Raw genomic sequence first — 13,110 nt, forward strand, 5'->3', positions numbered from 1 at the left:
TGAATAATGGCAAAGGCACCAGTTCGTGCACGTAAGCGTGTAAGAAAACAAGTCTCTGATGGCGTGGCTCATGTCCATGCTTCTTTTAACAACACCATCGTTACCATTACCGATCGTCAGGGTAACGCGCTGGGTTGGGCAACAGCCGGTGGTTCCGGTTTCCGTGGTTCTCGCAAATCCACTCCGTTTGCAGCTCAGGTTGCAGCAGAGCGTTGCGCTGAAGCCGTAAAAGAATACGGCATCAAGAATCTGGAAGTTATGGTCAAAGGTCCGGGTCCAGGTCGCGAATCTACTATTCGTGCACTGAACGCCGCTGGTTTCCGCATCACTAATATTACTGATGTGACTCCGATCCCTCATAACGGTTGTCGTCCGCCGAAAAAACGTCGCGTATAACGCGTTCGTTTCTAGGATTGTTGGAGAAAGAAAATGGCAAGATATTTGGGTCCTAAGCTCAAGCTGAGCCGTCGTGAGGGCACAGACCTGTTCCTTAAGTCTGGCGTTCGCGCGATCGATACCAAGTGTAAAATTGAACAAGCTCCTGGCCAGCACGGTGCGCGTAAACCGCGTCTGTCTGACTATGGTGTGCAGTTGCGTGAAAAGCAAAAAGTTCGCCGTATGTACGGTGTGCTGGAGCGTCAGTTCCGTAACTACTATAAAGAAGCAGCGCGTCTGAAAGGCAACACCGGTGAAAACCTGTTGACTCTGCTGGAAGGTCGTCTGGACAACGTTGTATACCGTATGGGCTTCGGCGCGACTCGTGCTGAATCACGTCAGCTGGTTAGCCACAAAGCTATCATGGTAAACGGTCGTGTTGTTAACATCGCTTCTTATCAGGTTAAAGCGAATGACGTTGTCAGCATTCGTGAGAAAGCGAAAAAGCAATCTCGCGTGAAAGCCGCTCTGGAGCTGGCTGAGCAGCGTGAAAAGCCAACCTGGCTGGAAGTTGATGCTGGCAAGATGGAAGGTACGTTCAAGCGTCAGCCGGAACGTTCTGATCTGTCTGCGGACATTAACGAACACCTGATCGTCGAGCTTTACTCCAAGTAAAGCTTAGTACCAAAGAGAGGACACAATGCAGGGTTCTGTGACAGAGTTTCTAAAACCGCGCCTGGTCGATATCGAGCAAGTGAGTTCGACGCACGCCAAGGTGACCCTTGAACCTTTAGAGCGTGGCTTTGGCCATACTCTTGGTAACGCACTGCGCCGTATTCTGCTCTCATCGATGCCGGGTTGCGCGGTGACCGAGGTTGAGATTGATGGTGTACTTCATGAGTACAGCACCAAAGAAGGCGTTCAGGAAGATATCCTTGAAATCCTGCTCAACCTGAAAGGGCTGGCGGTGAGAGTTCAGGGTAAAGATGAAGTTATCCTTACTTTGAACAAATCTGGCATTGGCCCTGTGACCGCAGCCGACATTACCCATGACGGTGATGTCGAAATCGTCAAGCCGCAACATGTGATCTGCCACCTGACCGATGAGAACGCAGCTATTAGCATGCGTATCAAAGTTCAGCGCGGTCGCGGTTATGTGCCGGCTTCTGCCCGAATTCATTCGGAAGAAGATGAGCGCCCAATCGGCCGTCTGCTGGTCGACGCATGCTACAGCCCTGTAGAGCGTATTGCCTACAATGTTGAAGCAGCGCGTGTAGAACAGCGTACCGACCTGGACAAGCTGGTCATCGAAATGGAAACCAACGGCACAATCGATCCTGAAGAGGCGATTCGTCGTGCGGCAACCATCCTGGCAGAACAACTGGAAGCTTTCGTTGATTTACGTGATGTACGTCAGCCGGAAGTGAAAGAAGAGAAACCAGAATTCGATCCGATCCTGCTGCGCCCTGTTGACGATCTCGAATTGACTGTCCGCTCTGCTAACTGCCTTAAGGCAGAAGCTATCCACTATATCGGTGATCTGGTACAGCGTACCGAGGTTGAGTTGCTGAAAACGCCGAACCTGGGTAAAAAATCTCTTACTGAGATTAAAGACGTGCTGGCTTCACGTGGTTTGTCTCTGGGCATGCGCCTGGAAAACTGGCCACCGGCAAGCATTGCTGACGAGTAACCGGATCACAGGTTAAGGTTTTACTGAGAAGGATAAGGTCATGCGCCATCGTAAGAGTGGTCGTCAACTGAACCGCAACAGCAGCCATCGCCAGGCTATGTTCCGTAACATGGCTGGTTCGCTGGTTCGTCATGAAATCATCAAGACGACCCTGCCGAAAGCGAAAGAACTGCGTCGCGTAGTTGAGCCGCTGATTACTCTTGCCAAGACTGATAGCGTTGCTAATCGTCGTCTGGCATTCGCCCGTACTCGTGATAACGAGATCGTGGCAAAACTGTTTAACGAGCTGGGCCCGCGTTTCGCGAGCCGCGCCGGTGGTTACACTCGTATTCTGAAGTGTGGCTTCCGTGCAGGCGACAACGCGCCGATGGCATACATCGAGCTGGTTGATCGCTCTGAATCGAAAGCAGAAGCTGCTGCAGAGTAATCTGTAGTAACGTAAAAAAACCCGCTCCGGCGGGTTTTTTTATATCCACCCTATTCCTGCTTGTTTACAATATCTGCATTATTTTTGTTCATCCCCGGAGCCTTATGATGTGGTTACTGGATCAGTGGGCAGAACGCCATATTCTTGATGCACAGCACAAAGGTGAGTTTGATAACCTGCCGGGAAGTGGGGAGCCACTGACTCTGGACGATGACTCGCATGTGCCGCCTGAGCTACGCGCAGGCTATCGATTACTCAAGAATGCGGGTTGTTTACCTCCCGAACTTGAACATCGTAAAGAAGCCGTGATGCTCAATGACTTACTTAAAGGCGTTCAGGAGAGCGATCCCCGCTATGCTGAGCTGAGTCGTCGTCTGGCGCTGCTCGAGTTAAAGCTGCGGCAGGCGGGCTTGAACACTGACTTTCTGCGTGGGGATTACGCGGATAAGTTGCTGCAAAAGATTAATGAGGAGTAATCATGTACCGCATAGGTGAACTGGCTAAATTGGCTGACGTTACTCCCGATACCATCCGCTATTATGAAAAACAGCAGATGATGGATCATAACGTGCGCACTGAAGGTGGATTTCGTCTCTATTCGGATAACGATCTACAGAGGCTGCGTTTTATTCGCTATGCCAGGCAGCTTGGTTTTACTCTGGAATCGATCCGCGAACTTCTCTCGATCCGCATCGATCCGGAACATCATACCTGTCAGGAATCTAAAGGCATTGTGCAGGCTCGTTTAAGTGAAGTGGAATCCCGGATTAAAGAGTTACAAGCCATGCGTCGTTCTTTGCAGCGCCTCAATGATGCTTGCTGCGGAACAGCGCACAGCAGCGTCTATTGCTCAATTCTTGAAGCACTGGAGCAGGGCGCCAGCAGTCATAATCCAGCACGTTGATTTTTTCATCAGACGCGTCTACACTCACGCCGATTTCTATTACATATCTGGAGAGCTTATGAGCCGCTATCAGCATACTAAAGGGCAAATAAAACATAACGCCCTTGAGGCACTACTTCATGACCCGTTATTCAGGCAGCGAATTGAGAAGAACAAGAAAGGGAAAGGTAGCTACCAAAGAAAAGAAAAACATGCGGGACAGAATGGTCGGGAGGCCAGTGGCAAGAAAGTAAATGACTTTTTTACCACTGGCCTTCTGCTTTTAAGGCTTCTTAAGAACGATTGTTTTGTTCTTTCAGCAGGTCACGAATTTCGCTAAGCAGGACTTCTTCTTTGGTTGGCGCCGGTGGTGCTGCCGGGGCCTCTTCCTTTTTCCTGTTCAGTTTATTCATCAGTTTGATTGCCATAAAAATAGCAAACGCCACGATAATAAAATCGAACACGTTCTGAATGAATACGCCGTAATGCATGACGACCGCCGGGATGTCGCCCTGGGCATCCCGTAGCGTCACGGCAAACTGTTTAAAGTCGATTCCGCCAATGAGTAAGCCTAGCGGCGGCATAATAATATCGGCAACTAACGACGATACGATTTTACCAAATGCTGCGCCAATGATGACACCGACTGCCAAATCAACCACATTCCCGCGCATCGCAAATTCGCGAAATTCTTTTAAAAAACTCATTTTATTCTCCTTGAGCCAGCTGACACTGATAAGTTTAACAAATGTATTACTATTTTCCATTACCACGAAATAATTGCAGAAAAATATTATCCTTTGATATACAAGGGATAAAAGAAAGGCGTCTTGTCGACGCCTGCGAACTACAAAAAGAAAGGACTTGGCTGGAATAGTCTTTCGACGTCTGAGATGAATTTTTTGTCAGTCAGGAACATAACGACATGATCCCCTTGCTCAATACGCAGATTGTTATTCGCTATCATGACATCATTACCGCGTACAACGGCGCCAATAATTGTTCCGGGGGGAAGCTTAATCTCATCGATAGCGCGTCCAACCACCCGCGAAGTACTTTCATCTCCGTGCGCGACAGCTTCAATAGCCTCTGCGACACCGCGGCGTAGGGAGGAAACGCCGACAATATCGGCTTTACGCACATGGCTGAGCAGCGCAGAGATGGTTGCCTGCTGCGGTGATATTGCAATGTCGATCACGCTCCCCTGGACAAGATCGACGTAGGCACGGCGCTGGATCAGCACCATCACCTTTTTGGCCCCCATGCGCTTTGCGAGCATGGCAGACATAATATTGGCTTCGTCATCGTTGGTGACGGCAATGAAAAGATCGACTTGATCGATATGTTCCTCAGCCAGCAATTCTTGATCTGAAGCATCGCCGTAGAAGACGATCGTATTTTGCAGCTTTTCTGCAAGCTCTGCGGCACGCTGCTGATTACGTTCAATCAGTTTGACGCTGTAATCTTTCTCCAGCTTATGAGCGAGCCCGGCGCCAATGTTTCCGCCGCCAACCAGCATGATGCGCTTATACGGCTTTTCGAGGCGCTGAAGTTCGCTCATGACGGCGCGAATATGCTGCGAAGCGGCGATGAAAAACACTTCATCGCCGGCTTCAACAATGGTTGAACCTTGTGGCCTGATGGGGCGATCGTGGCGGAAGATAGCGGCTACGCGTGTGTCAATATGCGGCATATGTTCGCGCATAGTTGAAAGTGCGTTTCCCACTAAAGGACCGCCATAATAGGCTTTAACGACTGCGAGGCTTACTTTTCCTTCGGCAAAATTGACAACCTGCAGAGCGCCTGGATACTCAATCAGGCGGTGAATGCTGTCAATGACCAGCTGCTCTGGCGCGATGAGGTGGTCAATAGGAACCGCTTCTGAGTGGAAAAGTTTATCGGAATCACGCACATAATCCGGGGAGCGGATGCGAGCAATACGGTTTGGGGTATTAAACAGCGAATAGGCGACCTGGCAGGCCACCATATTCGTTTCATCTGAGCTGGTCACTGCGACCAGCATGTCGGCGTCATCCGCACCCGCCTCACGCAGCACGCGTGGATGCGAGCCGTGGCCCTGAACCACTCTGAGATCAAATTTGTCCTGAAGACTGCGAAGGCGGTCGCCATTCGTGTCTACCAGCGTAATATCGTTGTTCTCTCCGACAAGGTTTTCTGCCAGAGTTCCACCGACCTGCCCTGCGCCCAATATGATAATTTTCATCAGTCGCGACTCGTTATCTCATTACTTTTTGATTAGCTTAGCGTAAAAGAAGCCGTCACCTTCTTCAGCACCTGGCAAATTTTGCTGGCCCGGCAAATCTGCGCTGCCGGTTTCGCTGAGAACCGCATCCGCAGTACGCTGCAGGAAGGCTTTAATTTGCTGGCTGTTCTCTTCCGGCAATACCGAACACGTTGCGTAAACCAGAGTCCCACCAGTTTTCAAATGCGGCCATACGGCATCCAGAATTTCAGACTGCAGCTGGGCCAGTTCCGCGATATCACGATCCCGGCGCAGCCACTTGATATCCGGATGACGGCGAATGACGCCGGTGGCGGAACAAGGGGCGTCCAGCAGAATACGATCGAACTGCTGCTCTCCACACCATTGGGCTGGATAACGGCCATCACCTTGTTTAACGGTGGCCTTCATGCCCAGACGCTTCAGGTTGTCATAGACGCGGGAGAGTCGCTGCTCATCAACATCGACGGCCAGCACCTGTGCTTCGGGCGCCGCTTCGAGAATATGCGTGGTTTTACCCCCCGGTGCCGCGCACAGATCCAGAATTTGCTCGCCGTTTTTTGGCTCAAGAAATGTGATGCAGCCCTGAGCGGAGGCATCCTGAACGGTAATCCAACCCTCTTCAAACCCCGGCAATGCGTGGACCGGCACCGGTGTTTCCATGCGCACAGCGTCAGGGTAAGCAGGATGAGTAAAACCTTTCATTCCCGCCTCTTCCAGCAGTGCCAGCCAGCTATCGCGCGGATGGTGGACACGGTTTACGCGCAACCACATTGGCGGGCGCTGGTTGTTCGCTTCCACGATCGCTTCCCACTGTGCTGGATAGGCTTTCTGCAGACGTTTCAACAACCAGGACGGATGTAAAAAGCGAATTTCGCTACGAGAAAACTCAGATAACAGTTCTTCCTGCTGGCGCTGAAACTGGCGCAATACGCCGTTAATCAACCCTTTGAGCTGCGGGCGCTTAATCGCTACTGCGCCTTCAACCGTTTCCGCCAATGCAGCATGAGGAGGAATCCGCGTGTACAGCAGTTGGTAAATGCCGACCATAATGAGGTAGTGCACAACACGCTGTTTACCCGTCATCGGCCGGGACATGAGCTTGCCGATCAGCCAATCTAACTGGGAAAGGGTACGTAGCACGCCAAAGCAGAGTTCCTGAAGCAGCGCTTTGTCTTTATCGGATACTTTTTGTTGCAGCGGGGGCAGAACGTTGCTCAGGGATTGCCCTTGTTCGAGAACCTGTTCAACGGCCTGCGCTGCCAGGCTGCGTAAATTGAGTTGTTTTTTCATAAGCACAAAATAAAAATGCCCGGCAACACCGGGCGTATTAAGAAGGGCGCGTCAGACCAGACGGTTGCCAGGAGCGAACCATTCCCGCCGCGAGTTTAATAGATCCTGAGCACTCATTGCTTTTTTCCCGGCAGGCTGTAGCGAGAGTAAATTCAGCACGCCGTCGCTGGTCGCCACCTGAATCCCCTGTTTTGTCGCTTCAATGATGGTCCCCGGTTCGGCTGTTGTGGCCACATCGATAACCGACGCCTGCCAGACTTTTACCGGCTGGCCATCAATTTCTATCCAGCTCATTGGCCACGGGTTAAAGGCGCGAATGCAGCGTTCTAACTGAGCGGCTGGAAGAGACCAGTCGATACGCGCTTCTTCTTTGCTGAGTTTTTGCGCATGGGTAACCAGCGCTTCATCCTGTACAACCGGTTTCGCGGTACCTGCAGCAAGCTGCTTGAGGGTTTCGATCAGCCCCTGCGGCCCCAGGTTAGCCAGCTTGTCGTACAGCGTTCCGCTGGTGTCTTCGGCCGTGATTGGGCACGCAAGTTTATAGAGCATATCACCCGTATCGAGACCGACATCCATCTGCATGATGGTGACACCGGTCTCGGTATCGCCAGCCCACAGCGAACGCTGAATGGGCGCCGCGCCGCGCCAGCGCGGAAGCAACGAACCGTGAACGTTAATGCAGCCCAGGCGCGGCATATCCAGCACGGCTTTTGGTAGAAGGAGCCCATAGGCTACGACGACCATGACGTCTGCACGCAGATCGGAGACGAGCTGCTGATTTTCCTGCGGACGTAGTGAAGCTGGCTGGAATACCGGTATGCCTTTTTCTTCAGCAAGAACTTTCACCGGGCTGGGCATGAGTTTTTTACCACGACCTGCCGGACGGTCCGGTTGGGTGAAGACGCCAACAACGTTGTGTCCAGTGGACAGCAGCGCGTCGAGATGACGTGCTGCAAAGTCAGGGGTGCCGGCAAAAATAATACGTAGTGAGTCTGACACGTTTATTCTCGTCCTTAAGCTCGAGCATTCAGACGGTCAAGTTTCTCAACTTTTTGACGAATGCGTTGTTGCTTGAGCGGTGACAGGTAATCGATGAACAGCTTACCGACGAGGTGATCCATCTCGTGCTGAATGCAGATGGCCAGCAGACCGTCGGCTTCAAGCTCAAAAGGTTTGCCTTCGCGATCGAGCGCGCGGATTTTCACTTTTTCTGCACGCGGCACTAAAGCACGCTGTTCAGGAATAGAGAGGCAGCCCTCTTCAATGCCTGTTTCTCCGCTTTTTTCCAGCAGCTCAGGGTTAATTAATACCAGTTGCTCTTCACGATTTTCTGATACATCAATAACAATAATTCGCTGGTGAATATCCACCTGCGTTGCGGCCAGACCGATACCTTCTTCAGCATACATCGTCTCGAACATATCATCGACGATACGCTGAATTTCTGCATTTACTTCTTCTACCGGCTTTGCGACTTTGCGAAGGCGCTCGTCCGGAATATGTAACACTTGCAAAACTGACATAGTTATCCAGAGTTGTGTTCAGGAGTTGGAAAGATTATTACCTCTATTCTAGACAAAACCCCCTGCAATTGACAGTCTCGCTGTCCAATCGCAAAGATTGTTAAAGTCGCTTGTGGCAGGGGGATAGGGATGACGCCCAGGGAAATTTGGTTACGTTTGATGAGGGTGAGCAGCCTGTATGGCGAGAGTGCTATCAGTGCCGCCCGTCAGCTATGTGCATCTGCGACGTTAGGTCGAGAAGATTTGCGAGCCTGTGGCTTGAGTCTGGCGCAATCGAAGCATTTCCTCAGCGTTAACCAATGCGAGATAGATGCCACGCTGCAATGGCTGGAGCGACCAAATTGCTATCTACTGACTGCCGAAGATCCGCTTTACCCACCCCAGCTGCGGGCGATTGTCGACTTTCCTTGCGCTCTTTTAGTATGTGGAGACCCTGCGCTACTGAGCAGCCGGCAGCTGTCCGTCATTGGGAGCCGGGCGCATTCATGGTATGGCGCTCGTTGGGGGAAACTCTTTAGCGAAGCTTTAGCACGTTATGGTATTACGATCACGAGCGGCCTGGCCCTTGGCATTGATGGAATTGCTCATCGTGGTGCGCTGGAAGGGAAAGGTAAAACGGTTGCTGTTTTAGGGAATGGCTTAAGAGAGATCTATCCTCGCCGTCATCAGGCGCTAGCGGAGCAGATTACAAACAGCTGCGGAGCCATCATTTCTGAGTTTCCGCTGTTTACCCCGCCCCTGCCGGGCAACTTTCCTCGCCGTAACCGGATTATCAGTGGGCTAAGTGCCGGCGTGTTGGTTATTGAGGCGGCCCTGAAAAGCGGCTCATTAGTGACGGTTCGTTATGCTCTGGAGCAGGGAAGGGATGTGTTTGCCCTGCCAGGGCCGATTGGCAGCCCGGGTTCAGAAGGTCCCCACTGGCTTATCAAGCAGGGCGCGATTCCCGTGACAGCCCCGGAAGACATCGTCGAATACTGGCGGGATGAGCTGCCATATGTTCTTCCTGAACCAGATGACGCAAATAATTGCGGTAATCGGCCTTCTGTAGCATTGCCATTTCCAGAGCTCCTGGCTAACGTAGGAGATGAGGTAACACCTGTTGACGTTGTCGCTGAACGTGCCGGCCAATCTGTGCCAGTAACCGTAGCCCAGCTACTAGAACTGGAGTTAGCAGGCTGGATCGCAGCTGTACCCGGCGGCTATGTCCGATTAAGGAGGGCAAGCCATGTTCGACGTACTGATGTATCTGTTTGAAACTTACATCCATAACGAAGCAGAAATGCGCGTGGATCAGGACAAGCTGACTCGGGATCTGACCGATGCCGGTTTTGAACGAGAAGATATCTATAACGCCCTGATGTGGCTGGAGAAACTGGCTGATTACCAGGAGGGGCTTGTTGCGCCAATGCAGCTTGCTTCTGACCCACTCTCGTTACGAGTCTACACCGACGAGGAGTGCCAGCGTCTTGATGCAAGCTGCCGGGGATTCTTATTATTCCTTGAGCAAATTCAGGTGTTGAACCTCGAAACACGGGAAATGGTGATTGAGCGTGTACTGGCGCTGGATACGGCAGAGTTCGATCTGGAAGATCTCAAATGGGTGATCCTGATGGTGCTGTTCAATATTCCCGGTTGCGAAAATGCCTACCAGCAAATGGAAGAATTACTCTTTGAAGTAAATGAAGGTATGCTGCACTAACTTTTTTGCTGCGACATTAGAATTGTTATGACCAAAACAGCGCTGTTCTCGGTGCGTAAAAACGAACCCTGCCCGCAGTGTGGGGCTGAACTGGTAATACGCTCCGGGAAACACGGGCCTTTTCTCGGCTGCTCGCATTATCCTGACTGTGACTATGTCCGGCCCCTGAAAAATCAGGCGGACGGACATATTGTCAAAGTTCTGGAGGGGCAAACGTGCCCGTCTTGCGGCGCAGTGCTGGTACTACGCCAGGGGCGTTTTGGTATGTTTATCGGTTGTAGCAGCTATCCAGATTGCGAACATACTGAACTTATCGATAAGCCGGATGAAACCGCAATTGCCTGCCCACAGTGCGGGCAAGGGCATTTGGTTCAGCGCCGCTCACGTTTTGGAAAAAACTTCCATTCCTGCGATCGTTACCCCGATTGCCAGTTCGTCATAAACTTCAGGCCAGTGGCGGGCGAGTGTCCAGAGTGTCATTACCCGTTGCTAATCGAAAAGAAAACGGCGCAGGGCGTTAAACGCTTCTGTGCCAGCAAACAATGTGGAAAGCCGATACCGGCGGAATAAATCTGTGAATAATAACCTGCCCTCAGAAGCCATCGCACGTGCTGTGGCGCTTCTGAATAATGAACATGTCATCGCCTATCCAACAGAAGCCGTTTTTGGCGTCGGTTGCGATCCCGATAGCGAAAAGGCCGTCATGAGCCTGCTTGCACTTAAACAGCGTCCCGTTGAAAAGGGGCTGATCCTGATTGCGGCGAACTTCGAGCAACTCAAACCCTATATTGACGATACGCAACTTAGCGATGAGCAGCTGGAGACGATTTTTTCTTGCTGGCCAGGGCCTGTGACATTTGTCTTCCCCGCTTGCGCTTCAACGCCGCGTTGGTTGACGGGGCGCTTCAATTCACTGGCTGTGCGAGTCACGGACCATCCGCTGGTGGTCGAACTGTGTAATGCTTACGGAAAACCGCTGGTTTCAACCAGCGCAAATTTGTCTGGCCAGCCTCCTTGCCGCACGACGGCAGAAGTTTATGCGCAGTTTGGCGCTGATTTCCCGGTCGTTGACGGGGCTACGGGAGGGCGTCAAAACCCATCTGAAATACGTGATGCCTTGACGGGCGAACTCTTCCGCCAGGGGTAACTCATGGAAACTTATGCCGTCTTCGGACACCCTATTGCCCATAGCAAGTCGCCATCTATTCATCGGCTTTTTGCTCAGCAGTTGCAAATTACGCATCCCTATGGCCGTATCCTGGCTCCGCTCGATGATTTCGTTACGACGCTCGATACCTTCTTTAATGAAGGCGGTAAGGGAGCGAACGTCACCGTGCCTTTTAAAGAAGAGGCCTTCGCGCGAGCAGATGAGCTAACCGAACGCGCAGCGCTGGCCGGTGCGGTCAATACGCTTAAACGGTTGGAGGATGGCCGCCTGCTGGGGGACAATACCGATGGTATTGGACTACTGAGCGATCTGGAACGGCTGGGTTTTATTAAACCAGGATTCCGGGTATTGCTTATTGGCGCAGGTGGGGCTTCACGCGGCGTTTTGCTTCCTCTCCTGTCGCTGGATTGTGCCGTGACTATTGTTAATCGTACCTATTCTCGCGCCCATGAACTGGCTACGCTTTTTGCTCATACCGGCAGCGTCCGCGCTTTGGATATAGAAGCATTAGGCGGTCAGGAATTTGATCTCATTATTAATGCGACATCCAGCGGTATTGACGGCGGTGTTCCCGCGATCCCTGTTACCTTAATAAATCCCCATGTCTGTTGTTATGACATGTTTTACCAGAAAGGTAGTACGCCATTTTTATCCTTATGCCAGCAACACGGTGCGACAAAATGCGCTGATGGGTTGGGAATGCTGGTGGCGCAGGCTGCTCATGCGGTGCTGTTGTGGCACGGCGTTCTGCCAGAAATTACGCCAGTCATTGCGGCTTTGCAGAAGGAACTGAATGCATGAACCAGGCAATTCAGTTTCCAGACAGAGAGGTATGGGATGAAGCGCGTCAATGTATCGCTTTTCCTGCATTAGTTAACGGCATGCAGCTTACCTGCGCCTTAACGCTAACGGTGCTCAAGAAGCGTTTTGGTGGTGAAGAGCCGGCGCAATGGCTGGCCGCTTTTCGTGAACATCGCTGGGATCTGGAAGATGAAGCCCAGGATCTCATTCTCGACCAGCAAGAAGATGCTCAAGGTTGGATCTGGTTTTCCTGAGCCAGGTAATCACCTTTCCACTTTACATAGTTGTTCGCTGAATATTGTAGCCCGGCAATTTCCGCCTCTGTCAGGGGGCGTATCTGTTTTACCGGGTTACCAAAGTAAAGATAGCCACTCTTGAGACGTTTGTTCTGAGGCACCAGACTGCCAGCCCCAATCATTATATCGTCTTCAACAATCACGCCATCCAACAAAATCGAACCCATACCGACCAGGACCCGGTTACCAATAGTGCAGCCGTGTAGCATCACCTTATGACCGACGGTAACATCATCGCCAATGATAAGTGGATTGCCGTGTGGATTAGATGAAGACTTATGCGTGACATGTAAGACGCTGCCGTCCTGAATGTTAGTGCGGGCGCCTATTTCCACATAGTTCACATCACCGCGAATGGCGACCAGAGGCCAGATACTGACATCGTCAGCTATTCTGACATCGCCGATCACCACGCTGCTGCTGTCGATCATCACGCGTAGGCCCGTTTTAGGGAATAAATCTTTATAACGACGCAAGCTGGTGGTCATGGTTACCTCAATAAAAGAAGGGAGTGCAGAGACTTTGGTTGCTTTTCTGGCCGTCTGCAACCCCTTATTGTGGTAAAAATTGAGCGGATTGAGCAAGAACGCCGCGAAGCGGCTGAAAAAACATCATTTGGAAAAAAAGATCGAAAAAAGGCTTGTGCAAAAAAATGGGATCCCTATAATGCGCTCCCACTGACACGGCAGATGTGAATCACTTCACAAACAACC

19 protein-coding genes are annotated in these 13,110 nt (G+C 51.5%); 13 read left to right on the forward strand and 6 right to left on the reverse strand.

All coding sequences use genetic code 11. From position 1 onward, the window contains the following. The first annotated feature begins 6 nt into the window (after positions 1–6). From rpsK to ABLU87_RS26330, 7 genes are all read left to right on the forward strand, one after another. Positions 7–396 (forward strand): 30S ribosomal protein S11, encoded by a 390-nt coding sequence (rpsK, locus tag ABLU87_RS26300; protein ID WP_004138423.1) that lies wholly within the window; start codon positions 7–9, stop codon positions 394–396. A 33-nt stretch (positions 397–429) separates the two neighbouring features. Continuing rightward, positions 430–1,050 carry a 30S ribosomal protein S4 gene (rpsD, locus tag ABLU87_RS26305; RefSeq protein ID WP_004125897.1) on the forward strand — a complete coding sequence of 207 codons (621 nt, stop codon included), beginning with the start codon at positions 430–432 and terminating at the stop codon, positions 1,048–1,050. Positions 1,051–1,075: 25 nt separating this feature from the next. Then, positions 1,076–2,065, forward strand: coding sequence for a DNA-directed RNA polymerase subunit alpha (rpoA, locus tag ABLU87_RS26310; protein ID WP_002919219.1), 990 nt, complete (start codon positions 1,076–1,078; stop codon positions 2,063–2,065). A 40-nt stretch (positions 2,066–2,105) separates the two neighbouring features. Continuing rightward, a complete protein-coding gene (rplQ, locus tag ABLU87_RS26315; RefSeq protein ID WP_001216372.1) occupies positions 2,106–2,492 on the forward strand; it encodes a 50S ribosomal protein L17 in 387 nt (128 codons plus the stop codon). 107 nt (positions 2,493–2,599) lie between these two features. Further along, complete coding sequence (locus ABLU87_RS26320) at positions 2,600–2,968, forward strand: DUF1992 domain-containing protein (RefSeq protein ID WP_042934199.1); 369 nt, start codon at positions 2,600–2,602, stop codon at positions 2,966–2,968. A 2-nt stretch (positions 2,969–2,970) separates the two neighbouring features. After that, on the forward strand, positions 2,971–3,396 hold the full coding sequence (gene zntR / locus ABLU87_RS26325; RefSeq protein WP_014227035.1) for a Zn(2+)-responsive transcriptional regulator: 426 nt from the start codon (positions 2,971–2,973) through the stop codon (positions 3,394–3,396). A gap of 58 nt (positions 3,397–3,454) precedes the next feature. Further along, on the forward strand, positions 3,455–3,715 hold the full coding sequence (locus ABLU87_RS26330) for an alternative ribosome-rescue factor A (RefSeq protein ID WP_122117389.1): 261 nt from the start codon (positions 3,455–3,457) through the stop codon (positions 3,713–3,715). Here ABLU87_RS26330 and mscL read toward each other — a convergent pair. The 5 genes from mscL to def all read right to left on the reverse strand — a co-directional run bounded on the left by mscL (position 3,669) and on the right by def (position 8,433). After that, positions 3,669–4,082 carry a large-conductance mechanosensitive channel protein MscL gene (mscL, locus tag ABLU87_RS26335; RefSeq protein WP_004106310.1) on the reverse strand — a complete coding sequence of 138 codons (414 nt, stop codon included), beginning with the start codon at positions 4,080–4,082 and terminating at the stop codon, positions 3,669–3,671. The genes ABLU87_RS26330 and mscL overlap by 47 nt on opposite strands. A gap of 140 nt (positions 4,083–4,222) precedes the next feature. Next, positions 4,223–5,599, reverse strand: coding sequence for a Trk system potassium transporter TrkA (gene trkA, locus ABLU87_RS26340; RefSeq protein WP_122117390.1), 1,377 nt, complete (start codon positions 5,597–5,599; stop codon positions 4,223–4,225). 21 nt (positions 5,600–5,620) lie between these two features. After that, entirely contained in the window at positions 5,621–6,910 is a 1,290-nt protein-coding gene (rsmB, locus tag ABLU87_RS26345; protein WP_122117391.1) for a 16S rRNA (cytosine(967)-C(5))-methyltransferase RsmB, read from the reverse strand. A gap of 51 nt (positions 6,911–6,961) precedes the next feature. Beyond that, the gene (fmt, locus tag ABLU87_RS26350) at positions 6,962–7,909 is read right to left on the reverse strand and encodes a methionyl-tRNA formyltransferase (protein WP_122117392.1); all 948 of its coding nucleotides are present in this window, start codon (positions 7,907–7,909) and stop codon (positions 6,962–6,964) included. A gap of 14 nt (positions 7,910–7,923) precedes the next feature. Then, positions 7,924–8,433 carry a peptide deformylase gene (def, locus tag ABLU87_RS26355; RefSeq protein ID WP_004854751.1) on the reverse strand — a complete coding sequence of 170 codons (510 nt, stop codon included), beginning with the start codon at positions 8,431–8,433 and terminating at the stop codon, positions 7,924–7,926. 129 nt (positions 8,434–8,562) lie between these two features. Between def and dprA the strand changes: the two genes are divergently transcribed. From dprA to ABLU87_RS26385, 6 genes are read left to right on the forward strand one after another with little or no spacing between them, the layout of a single operon-like run. After that, positions 8,563–9,687, forward strand: a complete 1,125-nt coding sequence (gene dprA / locus ABLU87_RS26360; protein ID WP_014227031.1) for a DNA-protecting protein DprA — start codon at positions 8,563–8,565, stop codon at positions 9,685–9,687. Next, a complete protein-coding gene (gene smg / locus ABLU87_RS26365) occupies positions 9,659–10,132 on the forward strand; it encodes a DUF494 family protein Smg (protein ID WP_004125874.1) in 474 nt (157 codons plus the stop codon). Before dprA ends, smg begins: the two co-directional genes overlap by 29 nt. 27 nt (positions 10,133–10,159) lie before the next feature. After that, a complete protein-coding gene (locus ABLU87_RS26370) occupies positions 10,160–10,702 on the forward strand; it encodes a type I DNA topoisomerase (RefSeq protein WP_014227029.1) in 543 nt (180 codons plus the stop codon). Positions 10,703–10,706: 4 nt separating this feature from the next. Then, complete coding sequence (tsaC, locus tag ABLU87_RS26375) at positions 10,707–11,279, forward strand: L-threonylcarbamoyladenylate synthase type 1 TsaC (protein WP_103815524.1); 573 nt, start codon at positions 10,707–10,709, stop codon at positions 11,277–11,279. A 3-nt stretch (positions 11,280–11,282) separates the two neighbouring features. Continuing rightward, positions 11,283–12,101: a shikimate dehydrogenase gene (aroE, locus tag ABLU87_RS26380; RefSeq protein WP_014227028.1), complete on the forward strand. Its 819-nt coding sequence runs from the start codon at positions 11,283–11,285 to the stop codon at positions 12,099–12,101. Continuing rightward, positions 12,098–12,355, forward strand: coding sequence for a DUF1488 domain-containing protein (locus ABLU87_RS26385; protein WP_014227027.1), 258 nt, complete (start codon positions 12,098–12,100; stop codon positions 12,353–12,355). Before aroE ends, ABLU87_RS26385 begins: the two co-directional genes overlap by 4 nt. On the opposite strand, the gene ABLU87_RS26390 is transcribed toward ABLU87_RS26385, so the two are convergent. Continuing rightward, complete coding sequence (locus ABLU87_RS26390; RefSeq protein WP_014839658.1) at positions 12,331–12,885, reverse strand: gamma carbonic anhydrase family protein; 555 nt, start codon at positions 12,883–12,885, stop codon at positions 12,331–12,333. The genes ABLU87_RS26385 and ABLU87_RS26390 overlap by 25 nt on opposite strands. Between the last annotated feature and the right edge of the window lie 225 nt (positions 12,886–13,110).

This window comes from Klebsiella sp. CB_Kp196 (assembly GCF_040061575.1).
In the GTDB taxonomy this organism is placed as follows: domain Bacteria; phylum Pseudomonadota; class Gammaproteobacteria; order Enterobacterales; family Enterobacteriaceae; genus Klebsiella; species Klebsiella michiganensis.

Coding starts and splice junctions, on each gene's coding strand:
- rpsK (WP_004138423.1), top strand. CDS start 7: ATGGCAAAGGCACCAGTTCGTGCACGTAAGCGTGTAAGAAAACAAGTC.
- rpsD (WP_004125897.1), top strand. CDS start 430: ATGGCAAGATATTTGGGTCCTAAGCTCAAGCTGAGCCGTCGTGAGGGC.
- rpoA (WP_002919219.1), top strand. CDS start 1,076: ATGCAGGGTTCTGTGACAGAGTTTCTAAAACCGCGCCTGGTCGATATC.
- rplQ (WP_001216372.1), top strand. CDS start 2,106: ATGCGCCATCGTAAGAGTGGTCGTCAACTGAACCGCAACAGCAGCCAT.
- ABLU87_RS26320 (WP_042934199.1), top strand. CDS start 2,600: ATGTGGTTACTGGATCAGTGGGCAGAACGCCATATTCTTGATGCACAG.
- zntR (WP_014227035.1), top strand. CDS start 2,971: ATGTACCGCATAGGTGAACTGGCTAAATTGGCTGACGTTACTCCCGAT.
- ABLU87_RS26330 (WP_122117389.1), top strand. CDS start 3,455: ATGAGCCGCTATCAGCATACTAAAGGGCAAATAAAACATAACGCCCTT.
- mscL (WP_004106310.1), bottom strand. CDS start 4,082: ATGAGTTTTTTAAAAGAATTTCGCGAATTTGCGATGCGCGGGAATGTG.
- trkA (WP_122117390.1), bottom strand. CDS start 5,599: ATGAAAATTATCATATTGGGCGCAGGGCAGGTCGGTGGAACTCTGGCA.
- rsmB (WP_122117391.1), bottom strand. CDS start 6,910: ATGAAAAAACAACTCAATTTACGCAGCCTGGCAGCGCAGGCCGTTGAA.
- def (WP_004854751.1), bottom strand. CDS start 8,433: ATGTCAGTTTTGCAAGTGTTACATATTCCGGACGAGCGCCTTCGCAAA.
- dprA (WP_014227031.1), top strand. CDS start 8,563: ATGACGCCCAGGGAAATTTGGTTACGTTTGATGAGGGTGAGCAGCCTG.
- smg (WP_004125874.1), top strand. CDS start 9,659: ATGTTCGACGTACTGATGTATCTGTTTGAAACTTACATCCATAACGAA.
- ABLU87_RS26370 (WP_014227029.1), top strand. CDS start 10,160: ATGACCAAAACAGCGCTGTTCTCGGTGCGTAAAAACGAACCCTGCCCG.
- aroE (WP_014227028.1), top strand. CDS start 11,283: ATGGAAACTTATGCCGTCTTCGGACACCCTATTGCCCATAGCAAGTCG.
- ABLU87_RS26385 (WP_014227027.1), top strand. CDS start 12,098: ATGAACCAGGCAATTCAGTTTCCAGACAGAGAGGTATGGGATGAAGCG.
- ABLU87_RS26390 (WP_014839658.1), bottom strand. CDS start 12,885: ATGACCACCAGCTTGCGTCGTTATAAAGATTTATTCCCTAAAACGGGC.